Raw genomic sequence first — 22,013 nt, forward strand, 5'->3', positions numbered from 1 at the left:
ACGTTACTTTAATCAAAACCTCTTATCAGGTGTCCTAAATTAGTTGACCACTACAGTTGGACACTCTGAATACTACGGAGGGAAAATTCCATTTATTCGTTCAGGAGAAGTTAGTAGTCATAAAACTGAGCTATTTATCACGGAAGAGGGATTGTTAAACTCTTCTGCTAAGCTAGTATCTAAAGGTGATGTTTTATATGCGTTGTATGGTGCTACGAGTGGCGAGGTTTCTATTAGCAAAATAAATGGGGCGATCAACCAAGCTATTCTAGCAATAATACCTTCTAAGGGCTACAACTCTGAGTTTATTGCTTACTGGTTAAGAATGAATAAGGGTAATATTGTAAACACTTATTTGCAAGGTGGACAAGGTAATTTGTCAGGAGGAATTATTAAAAGTTTATTGATAAAATTACCATCATTTAAAGAACAAACCGCCATCGGTCAATTCTTTAAACAACTTGACAACACGCTAAGCCTACAAGCCAAGCAGCTCAAAACCTTAGAGAATATTAAAAAAGCCTTATTGGCAAAAATGTTTGTATAACCCATTAAGGCTCGCCCATGACCTTTGCATCCGAAGCTAAATTTGAAGACGCGCTTATCCATATCTTGCAGCAAAAAGGCTGGGAAGATCAAGTTATCAACCGACCCACTGAGCAAGAGCTTATCGATAACTGGGCGCGTATCTTATTTGAAAACAATCGTGGTATCGACCGCCTCAATAACGTACCGCTGACGGATGGTGAGATGCAGCAGCTTATTGAGCAAATTAATACCTTAAAGACGCCTTTGAAGCTAAACGGCTTTATCAATGGTAAGACCGTGTCAATCACTCGTGATAACCCAGACGATACCTTGCACCTTGGCAAAGAGATCAGTCTAAAGATATATGATCGCCATGAGATTGCCGCAGGGCAGAGCCGCTATCAGATTGTTAAGCAGCCACAATTCCCAACCAAGTCACCTGTGCTTCGTGACCGCCGTGGTGATCTCATGCTACTGATTAATGGCATGCCTGTCTTTCACATTGAGTTGAAGCGTAGCGGTGTGCCCGTCAGTCAAGCGTGCATCCAAGTCGAAAAATATAGCGAGGCAGGTATCTTTACAGGGCTGTTTGCATTGGTGCAAATATTTGTCGCTATGAACCCTGAGCAGTCGGTTTATTTTGCCAATCCCGATGGCAACTTTAACGATGATTATTACTTTAGTTGGGCGAACTTCTACAATGAGCCGTACACCAGCTATAAAGAGATTGCCGCGTCCTTGCTGTCTATCCCTATGGCGCATCAGATGATCGGCTTTTATACCGTAGCGGACAAAGCCGATGGCGTGCTAAAGGTCATGCGCAGCTACCAGTATTATGCCGCCAATGCCATATCTGACAAGGTATCTACTACCAAATGGCAAGATGCCAATAGCCAGCTTGGCGGCTATATCTGGCATACCACAGGCTCAGGCAAGACCATGACCAGCTTTAAGTCCGCGCAATTGATAGCCAGCTCACAAGACGCCGATAAAGTGATTTTTTTGATGGATCGCATTGAGCTGGGTACGCAGTCATTCATACAGTATCAAAACTTCGCTGATAGCAAGGACGGCGTACAAGACACCGATGACACCCATGCTTTGATCGGTAAAATTAAAAGTAGCGACCCAAAAGATACCCTGATTGTCACCTCCATTCAAAAGATGAGTAATATCGAAGCCGACAGCAGCGGTATGAACGCTCATGATCTGAGTGTCATGCAAGACAAGCGTTTAGTATTTATCATCGATGAGGCGCATCGCTCAACCTTTGGCGATATGCTTAAAATCATTAAGCAAACTTTCCCAAATGCGATATTTTTTGGCTTTACGGGCACGCCCATTCACGATGAAAACCAGCGAAAAATGAACACTACCGCTGATATCTTTGGCGATGAGCTGCATCGTTATAGCATCGCTGATGGTATTCGTGACAAGAACGTCTTGGGCTTTGATTTGTACCGCGTAGCCACCTTTAAGGATAAAGAAGTGCGCCGCGCGGTAGCACTACAACAAGCCAAAGCCGATACTGAATCAGAAGCCTTAGCGGATGACGCTAAGAAAAAGAAGTATTATGAGTTTATCAATGATGTCGCCATGGCAGGGCATAAACAAGCTGATGGCACGTATGTAAAAGGCATTGAGGATTACCTGCCAAAAGAGCAGTATTTGACAGACGAGCACCAAAATATGGTGGTCGAAGATATCTTAGACAACTTCCCAACGCTGAGCCGAGGCGGTAAGTTTCATGCCATATTTGCTACCAGTAGTATCATTGAAGCCATCACTTACTATCGTTTGCTAAAAGCACAAATCAAGGCGCAAGACCTCAATCTAAAAATAAGCGCTTTATTTGATGCCAATGAAGGCAACGAGAAGACATCCGTTTTTAAAGAGCGCGGCATGGCTGAGATCATCACCGATTACAACAGCCAATATGACAAAGACTTTAAAATAGCCAGCCATAGCAAGTTTAAAAAAGATCTTGCCAATCGTCTGTCACATAAAGAGCCGTATCAGTTTATTGAGCGCACGCCAGATCAGCAGCTAGATATACTTATTGTTGTTGAGCAGATGCTAACAGGGTTCGATTCTAAGTGGGTTAATACCTTATATATCGATAAGCTCATACGTTACGAGAATATCATTCAAGCGTTCTCGCGTACCAACCGCTTATTTGGTCACGAAAAGCCCTTTGGTACGATTCGCTACTATCGTAAGCCCTATACCATGGAGCGCAATATCGCAGCAGCCATTAAGCTGTATTCTGGCGACAAGCCCATTGGACTGTTTGTTGATAAGCTTGAGAGTAACTTGGCTAAGATGAATCATGTTTTCGCTGAGATACAAGCAGTATTTAGCGCAGATGGGATAGCAAACTTTGAAGCGCTGCCTAGTGCTGAGGCAAGCCAAGCTAAATTTGCCAAGCTATTCAAACAGCTGAACGATCATTTAGAAGCAGCAGATATTCAAGGCTTCACGTGGGATAAGCTAAGCTATGATTTTGACGATACTAGCGTTACGCTGAGCTTTGATGAACAAACCTATCTGGTGCTAGCTATACGTTATAAAGAGCTGTTTCAAGGTGGCTCATCGGGCGGCTCAGGTGATGTGCCCTTTGATATCTCAGGGCATTTGACCCAGATCAATACTGACAGAATCGATACGGCGTATCTAAACGAGCGCTTTAATAAATATATCGAATCACTCGAATTAGGCGATGCCGAGCAAGCGCTAAATGAATTACACAAAGCCTTTCCGACGCTAAGTGTTGATGAGCAAAAATACGCTAATATATTCTTGAATGATGTACAGCGAGGTAAGGTCAAAGTCGAAGTAAATAGTACCTTTAAAGACTATATCGTTGACTATCAAGTAAAAGATCAGAACGATACTATTCAGCAATTTGCAGATAGCTTAGGGCTGGATGAGGCACAGCTGCGGACGCTTTTAGACAGCGCTGTGACTGAGGCGAATATCAATGAGTTTGGACGCTTTGATGAGCTAAAAAATACCGTGGATAAAGATAAGGCTAAAGCGTACTTTGAATCTGTAGAGGGCAGCAGTATCCCTATGTTTAAGGTTAATATAAAGATTGACGCCGTATTGAGAGCATTTGTTTTGAGTGAGGGCAGGCTAGAGTAGAAGATTTCTTGGTATGTAAAGAATGACAAATAAGTAAAATTAATTTCTAGATTAACAGTTTCATAGGCATAACTTAACATGAACAACATTGTCATCAAAACGATTCAGCCCTCCGATATACTAAGAGTTGACACCGCTGAAAAAAACGACATTGTAAGTGATGTTTTCACTGGCAATGTATTTCATGAGGATAAAGACATACCCGTTTATTTTAAAGCGTATGCTTATGATCATCCGCATGTCACTACAGGTGATCGAGGGATGCTTAATGAAATTATTGGCTACTTGATTTGTGATTTATATAAAGTACCGCAACCTGAACAAGCGTTTTTAGTATTGATGCCTAAAGACAGTCTTACGCATTTGTGGAGTCATCTTAGCGATCGCCTCAAAAAAAGCTATGAGACTAACGACGTGATTCCTATGTTTGCTACGCAGCGTATGTATGCCAAAGCATTATCGCTTAGATACAATCATAGCAGACAAGCTGTAGAGCGTGAGCTTATTAAATGGACACATTTCAAAGAAGCACTAATTTGTGATGAGGTCATGGCAAATACAGATCGCCTACCTCGTAACATTCTAACCGCCAACGCAAAAGATTTTTGGTTAATTGACAATGGCAAACTTGCTATAGAAGACGGCACTAACTGGCAGTCAACAGATCTCATTGAGAATAATAATTATAGTAATTATTTGGCTGATCTAGTGATTAGGGACATACAGGCTGATAGCAAAAAAGGCAATCTCATTATACAAACAGCATTAAAGAAATTTAAAGCCATTAGGCAGATCACAGCTGAATGTGAGTTTTGGATAGAGGTATTAGCAAGTAATCAAGATCGTGAAATATGGCAGAAATTCTTAGCATTTTTGCAAAGTAGAGATCATAATATCACTCATATTTTAAGTGAACGCTATGGGATGCTGTCATTATGAATTGGACAAGCTTACTACAACCTAAAGATGCGATGGCTTCTTTTATCAAAGGTCATTTTTTTGTCATCAAATTCACACCTGATATTGTAGCCAAAGAAGTATTTAACCTAGGTGTTGGTTTTATAGAAGATGGTAATGAAAAAATTCGGTTTAAGCTGGCTCACTCAAGCTTGAAAGGCTTTGCTTGTATCTACGGTAAAAATGCCGTTCAAGGTCTAAGACTGTTATTACAGTCTATCTCAACAGCATTAAATACAGTAGGATATTCTTATCCACCCTCTTCACAGCTGACCTATACGACATTAATGCCTACTAAGGGCTTATCTATAGAAGCGATTCTAGACTCGTTATATCGTGATTATGTGCATATGGATCACTTTCAAGAAAAGAAAAAACCGACAGTGCCTGTTCTTAACACAGTAGAGCTACGTAAGGGATTAAAGCAAAGCTTAAAGAGTATTAATAAAACTGAGTATTATCAGGAAGAAGAAATCCTACTAGAAAGTAACATTGACAATAGTGAGATTGCTTTAGACCTACCTATTTGGCGACCACAGCAAAAAAACAGTCTTTTTGAAAACGATTGTCTATTTGCAACTGTAGTGTCAGCTGATTATCTAGAAAAAAACGCCCTAAGTTTTAATTTAGATTATTTGGGTTGTAGTAATATACAAAAAGCATGTCTGTTAACAGGCCAAGAAGCTAAAGCTGGGCTATTTATATATCGTCCAGCGCCCAATGAGCGTATTACGCAAGATGTTATAGATGACATCGATAGCCATATAGAAAAATCGTTATACGCTTTAAAGCATCTAAGACAAAAAGAAGGCTATAACATTGAAATGGATGTTTTATATAGCGAAGAAGAAGTTTACAACAAGGTAGCTGATTTTGTAACTTAGCTATAATTTATATAAATAAGCATTATCAAAGCGATACAATAAAGGGCAGATCATTTAAATGGGTGATCTGTTTTTTTTGCTAATAAGTTCGCTTTACCTCTATACTAGCCCTAATGATCAATTCAAAATTGAAACTTATACTGTTATGCTGAACCACTACCAAAGCCTTGTCCTAAGCCTCACTCAGCAGCCAACCGAGCAAGAATGGCTTGAGTTTAAGCATAACTTTCATAGCCCTGATGAGATTGGCAAGCGAATATCTGCGCTTGCTAATGGTGCGTGTTTGGCTGGCAAGAAGTTTGGTTATTTGGTGTTTGGCGTAGAGGACGGCACGCACAACATCGTTGGCACAAGCTTTAGCCCGAGGACAAAAAAAGCCAAAGGCAACGAAGATTTAGAGCATTGGCTGATAAGCCGTATAAGCCCTAAGATTCACTTTACCATTCATGAGCTACAGATCGATGGTAAAGCGGTGATACTTTTTGAGATTCCAGCAGCCATCGATACACCAATTAGCTTTTTGCATGAGCCTTATATTCGCATTGGTAGCGTCACAAAACCGCTAAAGCACTATCCAGATCAAAGCCGTAAGCTATGGCAGAATCAAGCCGATGACTGGAGTGCTGAGATTTGCCACGAGGCAGCGCTTGAAGATCTTGACCCTCAAGCAATCGCCGTTGCCAGACAAGTCTTTGCTGATAAAAACAAGCGTTTGGCTGAAGACGTCAAAGAGTGGGACGACATCACTTTTTTAAATAAAGCCAAAATTACTATTCACGGTCAAATCACCCACACGGCGATTATCTTATTAGGTCGTTATGAATCCACAAGTTTTTTAAGCCCAGCCCAAGCGCATATCACATGGATTTTAAAGGGGATTGATGGCATTGAAAAAGATTATGAGCATTTTGAACCACCGTTTTTGTTAGTCTTAGATGAGGTGTATAACAAGATCCGTAATCTCAATTATCGCTACATGGCGTCAGGTACGCTGTTTCCTGAAGAGGTGCAGCAGTACGATCCTTATATCATTCGTGAAGCGTTAAGCAACGCCATTGGTCATCAAGACTATCGCTTAGGCGGACGTATCATAGTAGTTGAAAAAGAAGACTCAACACTATTGTTCCAAAACAGCGGCGCATTTATCCCTAAGACTATTGAGAATGTCTTGCTACAAGATGCGCCTGAAGCGAGTTATCGCAATCCGTTTTTGGTCAATGCAATGGTCAGTCTAAATATGATGGACACCATCGGTAGCGGCATCAAAAAAATGTATCAGATTCAGTCCAAGCGCTTTTTTCCTCTGCCAGATTATGACTTAACCCGTGAAAGGGTAGGCGTGAAGTTTACAGGTAAAGTGCTTGATCAAGAGTACGCCAAGCAGTTAGCAACCGTCGATAATCTCACACTGCATGACATTATAGCGCTTGATAAAGTGCAAAAAGGGCAAGTGATCACTGAAAATGAAGCAGATGCGTTACGTAAAAAATCCTTAATAGAAGGGCGCAAAAACAGCTATATTATCGCCGCTGATGTCGCTAAGCATACTGAGCAGCAAGCGGAGTATATGTTACTCAAAGGGCTTAATGAAAAGTATTATGAAGCAGCTGTCCTAGATTTGTTGCAGCAATTTGGAGAGGCGAGTCGTTCAGACTTTGATAAGCTTTTGTATAATAAACTGCCTGAAGTTTTAACAGATGAGCAAAAGTTTCATAAAATAAAAAATTTACTCCAAAAAATGAAGAAAAAAAAGCTCATTTATTTTGAAGATAAGGTTTGGAAGTTGGTCTAAGATTAGACGAACTTAGACGAACTTAGACGAACTTAGACGAACTTAGACGAACTTAGACGAACTTAGACGAACTTAGACGAACTTAGACGAACTTAGACGAACAAAAAAATAAGCCGCATTAAGCGACTTATTTTTGGGTAGTGCTCAATGGAAACGAGCAGCTATCTTACCTTCAATCCACTGAGCTATTTCACTTTCAACCCATGCCACACGCCCTTTAGATAGCTTAACCTGAATAGGGAAGGTGGGGTCATAACGGTTCGATCTTTTATCGAGCATATCGTAAATCGTTGTGCTGCTAAGTCCTGTGTAGTGTACGACCTGTTTTAGCGGCAGCATTCGCGGTATCTGTGGCATGCTTAGTATTGATGTGTTTTGCTGAGTATTTGCGTTTAAATTTTCCATGATTATCTCCTTGTAAGTGAACGAGAGCATCACCTCTCATATACTTACCGAGTCCCATATTTTTTTATGGCCTCCCATGCAGTCCGAGCGTTAGCCTTTGATGCAGGTAATAAAAAAAGGAGCTGATCTGATCAACTCCTTTCTATGCCATTATTTATCTGTCACGAGTTAGCTCACCGCTGTCACGCTTTGACGTAAGCCTTGCGCGATACTGCGGGTGTTTGGCTGCATAGTTTTCTCTACCTTGCTAGGCATTTGATTGCTATCATCTTGCGGATAAAACTCTTCCACCACATCAGACATCTCATCGCCATCAACTTCAAAGCACGAATTGGCATAACCAAGCGTGGCAGCTTGCTCTAACGCTGTTTGATCAAAGCCGTTTTCGCTAAGCTCACTATCAATTGCCTTAGCTTGCTGTACCGCGTCTTTGAGTGTTACCCCATCTCTTAGCGTTAAATCCACAAAGTAAATGGGTGTGCGATAGCTTTGGGTGGTGCTTTTACCTCGTAAGGTTAATTGCAGGGGCAAGCAGGACAGCTTATTACCTGATACTGCGGCGAAGTAGCTTAAGCGTGCCGCAAGGGTGCGAATACTATTAAAGCCTGTAGTACGAAAGATAAACGTACCCAGCTCATCGTCCTCAGACAGATTGACGTACAGACGACCGTAAGGTTTACAAGCACCACCTTGTGCTAATGGGCAACGATCAGGTGATGGGCAAGGCAGTTGCTCCATGCCGTTATTGGTACGCCGCTGACAGTGTTCGCCATCTCCCACGCATAACGGACGACCCGTTTGCCGATCGAATAGCGTGTACTGAGCGCGCAAATTAAGATCAGGATCATTGAACAGCATGCGTACGGGTATTTGTCTGAGCTTACCTTCACTACGTGCGCGGAGCTTTTCATCAAGCGGATGATTGACCCAGCCGTCTTTATTTTGCACTTGGCTGGTAATGGTGAATTGATCGTCTTTGGCAGGTAGGCGTTTGCCATCCTTTTGGATAACGCGTCCAATGCTGATACGACCGAGTACGGGCGGGGTAATCGTTAGACCTTTAATCATGATGATATTCCTTATTTGTTTAATAATTTGAATAAATCGACATAAAAAAGCCCACCTGTGATAGGTGGGCTTTATGCGTTTGGTTAATGAGACTAGCTGTCTTGGTTTAATTATCGTTTAAGATGACGAAGCGACGACTGTCTTGACGGGTTTTACTAAATTTATCCATCAGCTCAGGATGGGCTTTAGTGACGGCTTTACTGTCTAAGCTCACACTATCCTTAGAGCGCTTCCATGAGATTGCGCCTTTGTCAAAGACCGCTACTTCATTGTCTTTGATTAAGCTTTGCAGTTGATGTTTGATCTGGTCATGCTGCTTTTGTAGCTCACTCAGTGAGTCACGGTGACTCAGTAACTTAGTGAATAGCTTATTAGCCCCAGCGTCTTCGCTGAAATCGATTTTACTGGCAGGCTCAGGCTTAGGGTAAAGCTGCTTTAAGGCGCGCGCCGCTGACTCAGAATGATCGGGCGTTGGCGGTGTATCCGTTTCTACGTATTGCCAGAACAGACGCTCATGCCACAGAATGCTATTGATCAGTTGCTCATCGCGCTCAACCTTGTAGATCTTCGCTTCGTGTCCGCAGAGTAGGACACAAATATGCGCGGCTTGTTTGCCTGTGACTGCCAGTTGATGCTGTACTTGGCAAGTGACGTATAACGGTACGCCATGCTTCCACAGCTTAGCCCCATGTTCCCCAGCGGTTTTGCATTCCAGTATCTGTACCTCATCGCTACCAGTGATGGCGTAATCCAAGTTCGCTAACATAAAATGCTGCTCAGGATCAGGGTGCTGCAAGATGGCGTTGACGCGACGAACCTTATTGCCAGTCTGTTCTTGATAGTATTTCGCCACCATAGGCTCTAAGGTGTTGCCCCAATACAGCGGTGAGTACCCTTCGATGCTCTCATCAATGTTTGAGGTCATACGCCCTGTTTTAATCATCCACAGCTCCAGCATTGATAAATACGGATGAATACCACACGCAGCAGCAGCGTCACTACTACCAATGCCTTGCTTGCGAATCTCAAGCCATTTGTCATGGCTGAGATTTTTGGTGCTGACCAGACGTTTTGCTGTGGCTTTGACAGTTTTGTCTTTCTGAACGATGTTTTTCTCGGTTGGCTGAATTGTCTTAGCATTAATTTTAGCAGTCGGTTTTGTGTGTCTAGCTTGCAATGCTTTACGCTTACGACGTCTCGTTGGAGCGGTGTTGTTTAAAGCGATGGTTTCCATGATAGATTCCTTATAAATAGATTAGTGAATGTGATCGGTTGAATAATCGGCATAAAAAAACCACGCTCTAGGGCGTGGTTATTGCTGGTGTCATAAAACAACTAAGCGATTAAGGCTCGCGCATCCTGTAGACCTTTTTCCTTCAGCTTAGCCCCAGCACCGAACCATGCTGAGTTAAGCCGATTGTCGGTGTTCATCGCTCGGCGCTCATGATCGACGTATTCAGTGATACTACAGAGCAAGCCATAAGCAGTGTCTTTAGCCGCATCGAGATCAGCACCGCGTCCTTGACCATTAAACATCTGCATCACCTTATTCATTGCGCGAGCATTGGGAACCGCATCTTTTTCTTTCTTCGCGCTGTTAAATAAAATGATGTCATTGTCCTGATCGTTAAACACACGGCTAAGATAGTTAGCCGCTTCCGCTTGGGTAACACGGCGCTCAGACAATTGTTTCATCTCGTAGATGTGCTCATCCCACTGTTTAACCGATACGCCCAATTGCTGTTTGACCTTGTCAGCATCAAAGGAGGTGGAGTGCGGGACTTTCACCACGCCACCACTACCATCAGCAAGGCTTACCGCAAGCGTGTTATTACACACCACACGGATATTGGTAAACTGCGCTGTAGTCGCAAGCGTGCCATCACAAGCAGTTGCCAGCAGTAAGTAGCCATTACTGACATCACCGCCCCTAAGACTGGCTGACTGGCCTGTACGTGCCAATGCCCATAGCTTACGACCACCCTTTAACACACCTGCGGTTTCAAGCTCAAAGTGTGAGTGTTCCGTGAGCTCACGATAAAACTCAAGTATCTCCTCAGGCTGTACTTCCTGATAGCGCTGACTGACCACTGATAACGGATCAAGCGTGTCGGAGCGGTACAAGACCTTTTGATCAGCGAATGGCAAGATAAGGTTATGCCCTCGATCGTTCTCAGCCATGTAGCTGACGTCCGACGATTCGATACGCCAATCCATTCCTGCCTCACGTGCCCAAACCTCTAACGGCTGCTTGGGAGATAGCTCATTCCCTAAGCCGTGCCAAGGGGTTTCGCCAACGTATGCCATGCTTTCTACTAAATGTGCCATGATAATTTTCCTTTTGTATTATGATTAAATTGAGTTTAAGTGAATGAGTGAAAGGTGGTGAAGACATGCGAGCAGTCATCACAGCGATATTGTTTATTGACCAGTATTGGCAGCGCTTGATGAGACTGAGTGATCTCAATAAGCGCTGCTACCGTTGTTCCTGCAACCACACCTATAGCAGGATGTACTTTAAGTGCTTTGCAAAGACTAACACCAAGGCTGACTAATACCGCAGGGGATAACAGCTGATCAATAAGATTGATTTGACTACCATCAGTCATCTCGTAGACCAAAGATGACTCACAGCTAGGACACAGGGTTTTCATATATACTCCTAAATTTTGCGCATAAAAAAGGCCTGCTAAAAAGCAGACCTTGATGAAGGAATAAGGTACACACAAACAGGCTGTACTCAATCTCATGGTAATAGTATATATTTGAGATTATTTTGATATGGGCGGTAGTCCTCGACGTCTGGATGTGCGGTATCGACCGTGTGCAAAGGTGTTCATGTTTGGGAGCCATACTTTTAATTTTTGGTCATACTTGCTTGGTTGCGTCAGGTAACACGACGTTCTAAGAGCGTTGTTAACTTCCTGTTCGTTATCCTGATGAATCATGCCGATACCTAATTTACCGTTTCGCTCATACCCCTGCTTAGTCTTTTTATTGTGGTAGTTATAGCACTCGCCTAGACCACCAGTAATGACCTTCCACTTTTCACCAACCTCTTTTGCGATATACCAATCATTTTGTCTCTTATTACCGTCATATATCAGCAACAAATGACAATGTAATCCGCCCTCGATGCCACCATGCTCTAAAGCCCAAGCGTAGCCCTGCAAATCTTCAAAGCACGTTTCCTCATTACCGATAAGATCTCGGAATTTGCTCATGTGATGATAAAAATCTTCAATGCTAACAAGGTGGCTTGTTTCTTTGGCGTACTTTAGGTCGATACGTACAAAGAGCAGTCTTTTGTAATGATGAATCAGATGGCGTACATATTTTTCGAGTGTCCTCTTATTTTTAGACTCCTGATAACTAAACACACTACGTTCACGCTTAATATCTTTTTTATAGTATGACAGTGTTTTAATAAGACGCTGTGTTTTATCGTAATCCCAAATGACATCTTCTGGATATTGATCACCAACGATATATTGCGTACTGCGAAAGAAAGCTTCAATGGGCACCGAGTAAATCAATCCATTGTCACCCTCATAGTAATACATGAACGGATGATACAAATCGTTCAGCTCATCTATTATCAGGTCAAATCTCAATTCATTAGAAATGATATCGATTACCAGTTGGTGAACTTTAGTTAATAAGTTACTTTGATTGAGGTTAATGTTTTGCATGGTATTTCTCCTATGTGGTTTGTCTTGCACATAGTAGAGCTACATCATATTTTTTTATTCTGTCTACTGGTGGTTTAGTGAGGAGATAGTCAGTGTGGTAACGCTGCGCTATATAATAATATCAATAACCGGTTAGTGGCACTTACCAATACTGCGGAGATATCGGTAATACATTATCCTCAATTGTAGGGATCTTGGTTCATATTGATGTTTTTTGAGTAAATGGAGTTAGCTGATAGAGAAAAGTTAATACACTGTTTGGTGAATAGCAGCATTAATTTGATGCGAGGGTCTAGGTGAGTTGATCATGATTTATGTCTCCAGTATAGGTTCATATACATGAGGAGAGTCATAATATTTTAGGGCGCTATTATTAAGGGTTAATTCATAGTCGTTTATCAATAAACATGATTGTTATTCGTATCACATACTCATAGTGGTCAGCTGATAAAAAACAATAATATATAATAAGCTGTTAAGGAGGCTCATTTTAATGTCCATAACCTAGGGGGTATGAAAACTAAAAATACCGCTAGACTTGGTTATACTAAGAGGATAGAGTTACGGTTTTGGGTAATAGAACTATATTAATAAGCTTACATTGCATAAATTAGCTCTATGGGCTTATTTATCAACTGCTGACGTAATCTGTTGCTATAAAAATACTAGAAAATAGCCAGTGATAAACTACAAATTTTTGTTAAATTTACTAAGATATATCTATAAGTTTATAAGGAAAAAACTATAATGAATCGACGCATAGATACCTTTTATGAAGTGCTAGATGTTTCTTTACCAGTGTTCGATGACTATGATCGAAGCAATTTTGATGACGCCTCGATTCGCTACGCAAACTCTAAGACTTTAAGGTTTGTAACAGATGAGTTTATTCAAGCATGTAGAAGAGATCGCACAAATATAGAAAGGTTTTTTGAAGCTTTAAGACAGATGAATACTGAAGATGCTAGAGCATTGTTGTACAGCAAAAACCTGATGGATGGCCGTGGTGTCGATAATATAGGTCTTGACGATGATGACTATAAAAATAGTTTAGTGTCATACTTCCAAGATCATCCTGAACCCTTAATTGAATTTAACCATATAATCGAATACAAGATAAATAACCTTTTGCCCGAGTCATATTTAGACTGGTTCAAGGACAATTTGCGTCATTCACTGTTTTTAGCTTATCTGCTGAGAGATTATATTCAGTATAATGCTTACAAAGGTAGAGACGAGCTGATTAATGCAGTAGCAGATATCTTACGCTATGACACTCATGAATTTATAAGTTTATGGAGAAACAACATACCGAAATATGAGCGCCGAATTTCACCATTTGGTGATTTTCAAGCGAAACATATAGTCTGTGTGAAGGCTAGATACTTTAAAAACTGCTTAGATATCACGAAAGATGCTAAATGGATAGACGCTACCAATACGGAGCAGATAGAGTGGATATACGAATATCTACGTGCCAAAAACCCTCAACAAATTATTCTGGATAGGGTCTTTATTCCAAAGAATATTGAAGAGAAATACGAGCTTATTCTTGCAAGTCTGGATGTTTTGTCCAATGTTGAAAATGCTGATATAGGGACTAAAAAGAACAAAGGCTTCTCTGAACGAAGCTACACGCTATATAGCATGAAAAAAGCATGGGACGGACAAAAGCATTATAGTAAAAAGAAGCAGGTAGAGAATGGTAGCATTAAGATATATAAGAAAAATCAAGATAAGTTAAAAGCGATAATGAAGCAGAAGGGTTCTACTGCAAATCAGGTTATCAATGATTCGATAGAGCAGATGTATGAGCGTCTCATTGTAGAAAAGACAGATGCTTAGAGGGTTACTCTAAGGCAACCCTCAATTTAAGTTAGCGCTAGCTTATCTATCGGATAGCAAGGATTGTAAGTCTTTGCTAGTAACTCCCTTATCTTTCAAAGCCTGTATCAGAGTTTCGCTATCTACTTCTAACAGTGATGCTTGTTTATTCTCGCTTATTGACTGCTCAATCTGCTGCCGCGCTGTTTGAAAGTCTACAACTTCGCCTTTGTCTCTTAGTAAGTCTAAAAAGTCAGCCCAAACCTGCATGATCTTACGGCGCTCTTCTAAATGCTGAGCATGGTTATAAACCGCGCGTATGTTACTTTTTTTGTCATGTGCCATCTGTTTTTCAATCGCGTCGCCCATGTAGCCAAGCTCGTTAAGATTGGTTGAGGCGATGTGACGAAAGCCGTGACCTGTCTGCTTACCAGCATAGCCTAGAATATCTAGCGCGTTATTAATAAACTCCTCACTATACGGCTGATGCATACCCGTATGATAGAACACATATTCATATTGTCCTGTGATGGGTTTCATCTCCTCTAGTACTGCTAGCATCTGATCTGACAACGGTACAACGTGCTTACGTGCAATTTTAAGGTTATCGATATCAACACGCCATAAACGGTTGGCAAAGTCGATATGCGCCCATTTCATCATACGTAGTTCAATGGTGCGGCAAAATGAGTACGCTAAAAACTTCATACCTAAGCGGGTTTGGTCATGACCATGATAATTCTCAATAGCTTGGAGTAGGGCAGGCAGCTCATGGATATCTACATGCTTCATGTGCTGACTTTTGGCTTTAGGATAGAGTGCTTTTAGATCATCGATTGGATTTTGCTCAATGATGCGTTCGCGTTTGGCACGTCTTAAGACATTAGCCACCAGATCGATAGTGCGTCTGGTTACCTCGCGTGGCGGCTCACCGTCTTTGTTCACACGCTTTTCGATCTCATCTGCCATTGATCGACAATCCTCAAAGCTTACATCTTTTAGTGCAATGCCTTCAAAGTGGGGCAACACGTCTTTATGCATACGGTTATAGTCTTGCTGATAGGTACGTGGCTTGACGTTACGCTGACGTTCAGCGAGCCAGTCTAACGCATAATCATTGAATTTTTGTGCATGAACATTATTGAGCCTATCTTGACGCTTTTTATTTTTTGGATCGATACCATCTGCTAGTAGCGCTTTAATCTCAGTATTGGCTTGTCTGGCTTCAGCGAGTGACATGATGGGGTAAGTGCCAAGTGTGAGGCGTGTCTGCTTACCATCAAAGCGATAAGCGCTTATCCATGTTTTTGTGCTTGTGCTACGGACTAAAAGCTGTAGCCCATACTGATCACTATATTTGTCAGGACGTGAAGGCGTACATTTTTCACTTGGTTTGAGCTTGCGGATTTTGCTATCGCTTAACATGTTGGTCTACTCCCTATGCTTCCAAGCCTTGTAATTCAAGCGTTACAAATATAACGTTGGTCTAAAGCTGAATTATAAAGCCTAAATGTTGGTCTTTTTGAGGTCTAATGAAATCATAGACCAACAGATAGACCAACACAAGCCACGGGATAGGTGGGTTATATTCGGATAGATTGGGAAAACACTAGACATAAAAAAAACGCTAGACGCGTTATTTATAAAGGGTTACAGAGGTATATGGGAGTGTTTAGGACAAGGTGGGAAAAGGAGTGTTTTATAAGATTGGCGGTGAAGGAGGGATTCGAACCCTCGATACGCTATGAACGTATACACACTTTCCAGGCGTGCGGTTTCAGCCACTCACCCACTTCACCGTTTAGACAGCGCGTTTTTGGACGACACTGATTTTTGACTGGCTAAGTATAGCGGATACCATTTAAAAAGTCACCACTTGCGCCCTATCTTTCTTGATTGTTAGATGCCTGCTAGGATAGCATGCACGTAATAATAAGCATAAATGGTAGAAAGTTGAATGATAAGTATTGGCAAGCCTAAATATAGGCTTACAAATAACATAATAATGACAGTGTTTACGGCTATACTCAGTATGAGCTCAGCGTACGCCGACGATTTTACCCAGTGTAGCCAGTCCTTTTATGGTGGTATCTATCCCGAATTTACTAATCCTAAACTGAGTAAAGATACCCAGTCATTATGTTTTGATGGTTTTGCTGTCATGTATTCTGGTGTATCGCGTACGCCGCTGTGGTCAGCCGAATATTTGGACCGCAAGCGCTTGCAGCAAGCCAAAAAAATCGATCGTGAAGACAGCTTTCATGAAGAGAGTCGTTTACCGAAGTCCATGCGCGCTAAACTGTCTGATTATTCAGGCTCTGGTTATGATCGCGGTCATCTATCCCCTAATGGTGATATGGCCAATCGTAGCCAACAGTATGATAGTTTTAGTCTGGCTAATATTGCCCCGCAATCTCCACGTAATAATCGCTATATTTGGCGTAATATTGAGTCTGCCACTCGCTATTTGACCCAGCAGTATGGTGAAGTTTATACCATCACAGGAGTGGCATTTACTGGCAAAAAAACCAAACAGCTTGCTGACCGCGTACTGGTGCCCAGTCATTTTTTTAAAGCGGTTTATATCCCAGCGACCAATCAAGCGGGAGTGTACTATGCACCGAATGATGAATCAGAGCGTATAGAAGTCATTAGTATCGATGCGTTGACTACTGAGATTGGTATCGATGTCTTACCCGTACTAGACCCTCAGACCAAAGCGCAAGCGTTTGATTTACCATTGAAGGCGGGTGAACGTTCAGACATACCAGATGAGCCCGTAGAAGAGCCCACTTGGATATTGTTTGTGTTGGCAATACTAGAATGGGTGCTCACACAACTGCAGGCGTGAAACGTCTGTATGTGATCAAAAACGGATGATATTGAAAAATAACGTAAGATACGATTTATAAAAAGGATATTATAAATGATTGAACCATTTGCTAATGACCACCAAAGTATGCAGATTGGAGAGCTGGTTATCGAGAACCAAAAAGATAAAATCATCATTTATGGAGATATTGATCTGACGTTGGATTCGTCTGGATATCAGCAAGCTGAGCAGTTACACGAGCTAACAACCAAAATTATGCAAGCTTTTGAGACTAACGAGCCTTATAACAACAATGATATTAAGTCAAAGAAAAAGGATGACCAGACAGGCAAAGAAATAGACAACCCTTTCCTGTAACTCTTTGATATGGTTTTGTTTTTATAGAAATAATAAAGTATAAAAAAATTACTAGGCAAAATCTAAAAATTGCTTATAATGGGTCAAGACATCGCTTATACCGTTCAAATCTTTGGACAAAAGCCTATGAGTAGACACGGTCATTAAATATAACCGTCAAGCTTTAAAAAAGATTCTAGCAAAGGATAAGCATAGAATATTAGAAACATAACGTTTCGAGTAACCACTGTATAAATGAAGGGAGTCAATTTATGAAATTACTTACAAAAACTGCTTTAGCTGCGGCTGGTATCAGTATGGCCACTATGGCATTTGCTGCTGATCCATTAGCCAATACTACCTGGCAGACCTATGACGATGGCAAGCCAAAAGGCACGGTCAAAATCACTGAGTCAAATGGTGTGTTGACAGGTAAACTCATCGCAACTAACTCAGCCAAAGGTAAGAAACACGTCGGTATGACCATTATCTCTGGTCTGAAAGCTGATGGCGGTGGTAAATATAGCGGTGGTACGATTACTGACCCTGAAAAAGGCAAGGACTACCGTATGACTGCACAACTAAGTGGCAGTACGTTAAATTTAAAAGGTTATATTGGTCCATTCTCACGTAGTCAGCAGTGGAAAAAGAAATAAGTCCATCGCTTATTTTTACTATCAAGTTTAATCTTGAGCCATAAAAAATCCCACATTACCGTAAGGTTTTATGGGGTTTTTTATGGCTCTAACTTTAATTTATGGTTCTAGTTTTGGTATAAGCTCAACATGTTTATATTACAAGCTCGAGATGAGATTCCATAATGCATATTAATTCCCCTTGAATTGATGCAATCAGTTATCAGTATGCTCTATCAGTCTGTACTTATTATTCGTTCTCAGGCTTTAAATAGCGTCAGGACCTGTCTCGCCCGTACGTATACGAACGACTTGTTCAAGATTGGTCACAAATATCTTACCATCGCCGATTTTGCCAGTGCTTGCAATACGAGTGATGGCTTCGATAGCAGGCTCGACCATTTCATCGACGACCGCCACTTCGACTTTTACCTTGGGTAAAAAATCCACTACGTATTCTGCACCGCGGTAGAGCTCAGTGTGGCCTTTTTGGCGACCGAAACCTTTAACTTCGGTGACAGTGACACCTTTGACACCGATGTCAGAAAGCGCTTCACGTACATCATCGAGCTTAAATGGTTTTAAGATCGCAGTGATTAGCTTCATAAAAAATTCCTTATTTGTGTGATGCCATAAGTTGATGGATAGAAGTGTTGTGCCTTATTGTATCGCGGCTATGTTTACCAGCGGCTATGCTTACCACGAGTTATTCAAAGATTGGGCTAAACCTACTCAAGGGGAAGGCAGGATTAACCGTATTTGCTCAAAATAATTATGGTAATGGTAAAAAATTGCTCATAGTGTAACAATAAAACCCGTTGCTATAAGCGTAAAGAATAGTAATCAACCTTTAGCGTTAAACCAACGAAAACTTTATTATAACCAACTTTCTAGGTGCTTGGGGAGGCTATCCTGCCATTTCATGTACTGATTTGATAAATTGACAGGGTGATTTGGTGAAATATTATGGCGTGAGAAGCAGAGACTGATATTAGAGTAAAGCCTCTGCTTTTAATAGGATAGGTGTGGTTGTTGTCTTATATGGATGAATCTAGGTCTAAGCTTTAGGGAAGAGTAGGTATGGTGTTTTGGTGCTGCCTAGTAGCTTTTTGGTGTCGCTACCTTGGAGTAATTCACGCAGACGGGATTGACCAAATGCCCCTGTCATTAGTAGGCCAATATCATTCTCGTTTTGATAGTAATTTAAAGCCGCGGTAACATCACGGCAATCTAGCAAAGCCTTTTTAGATTTGATGCCGGCTTGTTTGAGGCGTGCATAAGCTTCGCGTAGCGCGTCGCAATTCTCTGAGTTTTCTTTTCCGACCATGACAATATGCACGGTTAAAGCCCGAATAAGCGGCGTTTTGCACAGCCAATTGAGCAATTTATGAGATGTTGGGCTATTGTCAAAGGCGAATAATGCGGTAGTAGGGAGCAAAAATGGGGCATGAGTCACCAAAATGGGGCAGTGACTGACACGAATTAACTGGCTCAATGTCGATTTACAGGTAACATGATGTCCGATAACGATTAATTGTGCTTTGTCATCGACATAATCGATACTCTCATTGAGGTGTTCATGACGGTGCAATGTATAGGTTTTGAGTTTGGGGTGCTGCTGCGCGCAATAAGTGGTTGCTTGGTGTAAGAGAAGCTTACCCTGGGCTTTTAGTTCACTATTACTCGAATGTTCTTTTGCAGTGAATTGATCTAATAAAGTGTTTTCATCATCAATATTGAGACAGCATGAGTAATCAACGGCAGCTTTTTGTTGTAAGCTTGGCACTGAATGTAGTAGCCCGATCGGCACTTGTAGGCGGATTGAAGCCCACATGGTTGCATCTAAAACGGCTTGCACGTGATCAGGACAGTCTAAGCAAGCAATCACGCTATCTGGCTTCAAATTACTCATAAGGGCACCACATCATTTCAATACCAAAAATACAGCTACATTGGTAAAAAGGGTGGGGAGGCAATGCTCACGCCTCATCCTCTTTACCAATGCAGCTGTCTATTCAATTGTTTGTTTAACTGTTTATTTATGAGACATTGATGATTAACACGATAGTGTAGGATGTAGACGCAGACTTTTTGCTCAATCCAGCAAACCAATATCGCGGCGATCATGAACAGAGAAGCGATCAATCAGCGTACGACTGGCATTATTTAGTCCAACTACTTTGACATCAATGCCCTCGCGTTGCAAGCGCATAACCAGCTTATCCAAGGTGTCAACGGCACTAATGTCCCAAAAATGGGCTTGGCTGACATCAATCTGGATGCTATCCAAGGCTTCTTTGGTGTCGAAGCTATGTAAAAACTGTGTCGTAGACGCAAAGAAAACCTGTCCTTGTACATAATAATAGCGGGTGTTGCTACTGTCGTCGTATTCACTAAATATGGTTAAGAATTGACCGATTTTATTGGCAAATGCCAATGCAGATAGCAGCACACCTACGCCGACACCGTAGGCTAAATTGTGGGTAAAGACCGTGGTCAATACCGTCGCTAGCATGACAATATTAAAGGACATCGGGTGTGTTTTGAACTCGCGAATAGACTGCCAGTTAAAGGTACCGATAGAGACCATAATCATCACCGCGACCAGCGCTGCCATTGGGATTTGGCTGACCCATTCACTCAAAAACACCACCATAATGAGCAAGACGATACCTGCTATCAAAGTAGATAGGCGCGTACGTCCGCCAGATTTGACGTTAATCATTGACTGACCAATCATCGCACAACCTGCCATACCGCCAAAGAAACCTGAGACCACGTTAGCAATCCCTTGACCGCGACACTCACGGTTTTTATCACTGGGGGTATCTGTTAACTCGTCAACGATCGTCGCCGTCATCATAGATTCTAACAAACCAACGATAGCCAACGCGATAGAATAAGGGGCTATGATTAGTAAGGTGTTTAGGTTCAATGGAATGTCAGGCAACAAAAACATCGGCAGGGAGTCTGGTAAGTCACCCATGCTACCGACGTTACGAATATCAAGGTTCATATACATCGCGACCGCGGTTAATCCCACGATACAAATAAGCGGCGATGGAATCACCCGACCAATTTTAGGAATGAGCGGGAACAGGTAAATTATCGCCAAGCCCGCTGCTGTCATGATATAAACGGTCATACCGACGCGCTCAGTCATTGGGTTAAGCTCTGGTAATTGGGCGGCAAAGATCAATATCGCTAGCGCATTGACAAAGCCAATGACCACAGAGCGGGAAACAAAACGCATCAAATTCCCGAGCTTTAAGATGCCCATTACTACCTGAATAGCGCCGCACAATAAGGTGGCAGCCAATAAATACTGCAAACCATGCTCGGCGACCAAATCGACCATCACCAGTGCCATCGCCCCTGTTGCCGCCGAAATCATGCCTGGACGACCACCGACGAAACTAATCACTACCGCGATACAAAATGAGGCATACAAGCCGACTTTTGGATCAACGCCAGCGATAATAGAGAAGGCAATGGCCTCAGGGATTAGCGCCAGTGCAACGACTAGGCCTGATAAAACGTCACCGCGAACATTGGAAAACCACTCGTCACGTAAGTTATCAATAAAAGATGTCATAAGTAAACTGCATAGGGTTAGAGGCAAAAAAAGTAATCATTACTCATTCATAAAATGATCGCGTCGCTATAAGAATAGCTATTCATCTTTCTTTTACGGCAACAGGCGCTGTGTCATGTTGCGGCATTGAATTATCGAGGCATTGTCATAAAAGGTACGGTCATAAGAAACACGGTTATAAAAGGTACTGTCATAAAAAACATCGTAATAAATATGTCTACTGATTTACTTGCTGGTATCACTAATACGCTCATCAATAATCGATACGATGATAAATTTAGTGAGTTTACCTAAAATTATTTGGAATTGGGTAGTTAAGG

Annotated in this window: 19 protein-coding genes and 1 tRNA gene; 9 read left to right on the forward strand and 11 right to left on the reverse strand. The window is 41.8% G+C overall.

Annotated elements, in window-relative coordinates:
* Positions 1 to 43 precede the first annotated feature (43 nt).
* From EI162_RS03015 to EI162_RS03035, 5 genes are all read left to right on the forward strand, one after another.
* On the forward strand, positions 44 to 547 hold the full coding sequence (locus EI162_RS03015; RefSeq protein WP_192522955.1) for a restriction endonuclease subunit S: 504 nt from the start codon (positions 44 to 46) through the stop codon (positions 545 to 547).
* A gap of 17 nt (positions 548 to 564) precedes the next feature.
* A complete protein-coding gene (locus EI162_RS03020; RefSeq protein WP_192522956.1) occupies positions 565 to 3,672 on the forward strand; it encodes a type I restriction endonuclease subunit R in 3,108 nt (1,035 codons plus the stop codon).
* A gap of 78 nt (positions 3,673 to 3,750) precedes the next feature.
* Positions 3,751 to 4,611, forward strand: a complete 861-nt coding sequence (locus tag EI162_RS03025; protein ID WP_192522957.1) for a hypothetical protein — start codon at positions 3,751 to 3,753, stop codon at positions 4,609 to 4,611.
* Positions 4,612 to 4,643: 32 nt separating this feature from the next.
* The gene (locus tag EI162_RS03030; protein WP_192522958.1) at positions 4,644 to 5,513 is read left to right on the forward strand and encodes a hypothetical protein; all 870 of its coding nucleotides are present in this window, start codon (positions 4,644 to 4,646) and stop codon (positions 5,511 to 5,513) included.
* Positions 5,514 to 5,658: 145 nt separating this feature from the next.
* Positions 5,659 to 7,305: an RNA-binding domain-containing protein gene (locus EI162_RS03035; RefSeq protein WP_192522959.1), complete on the forward strand. Its 1,647-nt coding sequence runs from the start codon at positions 5,659 to 5,661 to the stop codon at positions 7,303 to 7,305.
* Positions 7,306 to 7,449: 144 nt separating this feature from the next.
* Here the strand turns inward: EI162_RS03035 and EI162_RS03040 are convergent, their stop codons facing one another.
* From EI162_RS03040 to EI162_RS03065, 6 genes are all read right to left on the reverse strand, one after another.
* Positions 7,450 to 7,710 carry a helix-turn-helix transcriptional regulator gene (locus EI162_RS03040; protein WP_225736897.1) on the reverse strand — a complete coding sequence of 87 codons (261 nt, stop codon included), beginning with the start codon at positions 7,708 to 7,710 and terminating at the stop codon, positions 7,450 to 7,452.
* Positions 7,711 to 7,878: 168 nt separating this feature from the next.
* Positions 7,879 to 8,778, reverse strand: coding sequence for a hydrolase or metal-binding protein (locus EI162_RS03045; protein WP_075101653.1), 900 nt, complete (start codon positions 8,776 to 8,778; stop codon positions 7,879 to 7,881).
* 106 nt (positions 8,779 to 8,884) lie between these two features.
* The gene (locus EI162_RS03050) at positions 8,885 to 9,922 is read right to left on the reverse strand and encodes a YqaJ viral recombinase family protein (protein WP_413038368.1); all 1,038 of its coding nucleotides are present in this window, start codon (positions 9,920 to 9,922) and stop codon (positions 8,885 to 8,887) included.
* Between the two features lie 191 nt (positions 9,923 to 10,113).
* The gene (locus EI162_RS03055) at positions 10,114 to 11,106 is read right to left on the reverse strand and encodes a DUF932 domain-containing protein (protein ID WP_192522962.1); all 993 of its coding nucleotides are present in this window, start codon (positions 11,104 to 11,106) and stop codon (positions 10,114 to 10,116) included.
* A gap of 35 nt (positions 11,107 to 11,141) precedes the next feature.
* The gene (locus tag EI162_RS03060) at positions 11,142 to 11,432 is read right to left on the reverse strand and encodes a hypothetical protein (protein WP_192518649.1); all 291 of its coding nucleotides are present in this window, start codon (positions 11,430 to 11,432) and stop codon (positions 11,142 to 11,144) included.
* Between the two features lie 117 nt (positions 11,433 to 11,549).
* Positions 11,550 to 12,470, reverse strand: a complete 921-nt coding sequence (locus EI162_RS03065) for an inovirus-type Gp2 protein (protein WP_192518648.1) — start codon at positions 12,468 to 12,470, stop codon at positions 11,550 to 11,552.
* A gap of 747 nt (positions 12,471 to 13,217) precedes the next feature.
* On the opposite strand from EI162_RS03065, the gene EI162_RS03070 reads away from it, so the two are divergent.
* The gene (locus EI162_RS03070) at positions 13,218 to 14,315 is read left to right on the forward strand and encodes a hypothetical protein (RefSeq protein WP_192522963.1); all 1,098 of its coding nucleotides are present in this window, start codon (positions 13,218 to 13,220) and stop codon (positions 14,313 to 14,315) included.
* 42 nt (positions 14,316 to 14,357) lie between these two features.
* Here EI162_RS03070 and EI162_RS03075 read toward each other — a convergent pair whose 3' ends face one another.
* Entirely contained in the window at positions 14,358 to 15,719 is a 1,362-nt protein-coding gene (locus tag EI162_RS03075; RefSeq protein WP_192522964.1) for a tyrosine-type recombinase/integrase, read from the reverse strand.
* A gap of 283 nt (positions 15,720 to 16,002) precedes the next feature.
* Positions 16,003 to 16,093 (reverse strand) — tRNA-Ser (locus EI162_RS03080).
* A 233-nt stretch (positions 16,094 to 16,326) separates the two neighbouring features.
* On the opposite strand from EI162_RS03080, the gene EI162_RS03085 reads away from it, so the two are divergent.
* The 3 genes from EI162_RS03085 (at position 16,327) to EI162_RS03095 (ending at position 18,119) form a co-directional block, all read left to right on the forward strand.
* Entirely contained in the window at positions 16,327 to 17,145 is an 819-nt protein-coding gene (locus tag EI162_RS03085) for a DNA/RNA non-specific endonuclease (protein WP_225735178.1), read from the forward strand.
* Between the two features lie 75 nt (positions 17,146 to 17,220).
* Complete coding sequence (locus EI162_RS03090; protein WP_192522966.1) at positions 17,221 to 17,484, forward strand: hypothetical protein; 264 nt, start codon at positions 17,221 to 17,223, stop codon at positions 17,482 to 17,484.
* 251 nt (positions 17,485 to 17,735) lie between these two features.
* Entirely contained in the window at positions 17,736 to 18,119 is a 384-nt protein-coding gene (locus EI162_RS03095) for a DUF2147 domain-containing protein (protein WP_192522967.1), read from the forward strand.
* Between the two features lie 246 nt (positions 18,120 to 18,365).
* On the opposite strand, the gene EI162_RS03100 is transcribed toward EI162_RS03095, so the two are convergent.
* From EI162_RS03100 to EI162_RS03110, 3 genes are all read right to left on the reverse strand, one after another.
* A complete protein-coding gene (locus tag EI162_RS03100) occupies positions 18,366 to 18,704 on the reverse strand; it encodes a P-II family nitrogen regulator (protein WP_192522968.1) in 339 nt (112 codons plus the stop codon).
* 451 nt (positions 18,705 to 19,155) lie between these two features.
* Positions 19,156 to 20,010 (reverse strand): universal stress protein, encoded by an 855-nt coding sequence (locus EI162_RS03105; protein WP_192522969.1) that lies wholly within the window; start codon positions 20,008 to 20,010, stop codon positions 19,156 to 19,158.
* Between the two features lie 183 nt (positions 20,011 to 20,193).
* The gene (locus tag EI162_RS03110) at positions 20,194 to 21,693 is read right to left on the reverse strand and encodes a SulP family inorganic anion transporter (RefSeq protein WP_192522970.1); all 1,500 of its coding nucleotides are present in this window, start codon (positions 21,691 to 21,693) and stop codon (positions 20,194 to 20,196) included.
* Positions 21,694 to 22,013: the final 320 nt, after the last annotated feature.

This window comes from Psychrobacter sp. FME6 (genome assembly GCF_014861365.1).
Classification (GTDB): Bacteria; Pseudomonadota; Gammaproteobacteria; order Pseudomonadales; family Moraxellaceae; genus Psychrobacter.

Excerpts from the sequence above, each read along its gene's own strand:
- EI162_RS03020 (WP_192522956.1), top strand. The coding sequence starts at position 565 with ATGACCTTTGCATCCGAAGCTAAATTTGAAGACGCGCTTATCCATATC.
- EI162_RS03025 (WP_192522957.1), top strand. The coding sequence starts at position 3,751 with ATGAACAACATTGTCATCAAAACGATTCAGCCCTCCGATATACTAAGA.
- EI162_RS03030 (WP_192522958.1), top strand. The coding sequence starts at position 4,644 with ATGGCTTCTTTTATCAAAGGTCATTTTTTTGTCATCAAATTCACACCT.
- EI162_RS03035 (WP_192522959.1), top strand. The coding sequence starts at position 5,659 with ATGCTGAACCACTACCAAAGCCTTGTCCTAAGCCTCACTCAGCAGCCA.
- EI162_RS03040 (WP_225736897.1), bottom strand. The coding sequence starts at position 7,710 with ATGGAAAATTTAAACGCAAATACTCAGCAAAACACATCAATACTAAGC.
- EI162_RS03045 (WP_075101653.1), bottom strand. The coding sequence starts at position 8,778 with ATGATTAAAGGTCTAACGATTACCCCGCCCGTACTCGGTCGTATCAGC.
- EI162_RS03055 (WP_192522962.1), bottom strand. The coding sequence starts at position 11,106 with ATGGCACATTTAGTAGAAAGCATGGCATACGTTGGCGAAACCCCTTGG.
- EI162_RS03060 (WP_192518649.1), bottom strand. The coding sequence starts at position 11,432 with ATGAAAACCCTGTGTCCTAGCTGTGAGTCATCTTTGGTCTACGAGATG.
- EI162_RS03065 (WP_192518648.1), bottom strand. The coding sequence starts at position 12,470 with ATGCAAAACATTAACCTCAATCAAAGTAACTTATTAACTAAAGTTCAC.
- EI162_RS03070 (WP_192522963.1), top strand. The coding sequence starts at position 13,218 with ATGAATCGACGCATAGATACCTTTTATGAAGTGCTAGATGTTTCTTTA.
- EI162_RS03075 (WP_192522964.1), bottom strand. The coding sequence starts at position 15,719 with ATGTTAAGCGATAGCAAAATCCGCAAGCTCAAACCAAGTGAAAAATGT.
- EI162_RS03085 (WP_225735178.1), top strand. The coding sequence starts at position 16,327 with ATGAGCTCAGCGTACGCCGACGATTTTACCCAGTGTAGCCAGTCCTTT.
- EI162_RS03090 (WP_192522966.1), top strand. The coding sequence starts at position 17,221 with ATGATTGAACCATTTGCTAATGACCACCAAAGTATGCAGATTGGAGAG.
- EI162_RS03095 (WP_192522967.1), top strand. The coding sequence starts at position 17,736 with ATGAAATTACTTACAAAAACTGCTTTAGCTGCGGCTGGTATCAGTATG.
- EI162_RS03100 (WP_192522968.1), bottom strand. The coding sequence starts at position 18,704 with ATGAAGCTAATCACTGCGATCTTAAAACCATTTAAGCTCGATGATGTA.
- EI162_RS03105 (WP_192522969.1), bottom strand. The coding sequence starts at position 20,010 with ATGAGTAATTTGAAGCCAGATAGCGTGATTGCTTGCTTAGACTGTCCT.
- EI162_RS03110 (WP_192522970.1), bottom strand. The coding sequence starts at position 21,693 with ATGACATCTTTTATTGATAACTTACGTGACGAGTGGTTTTCCAATGTT.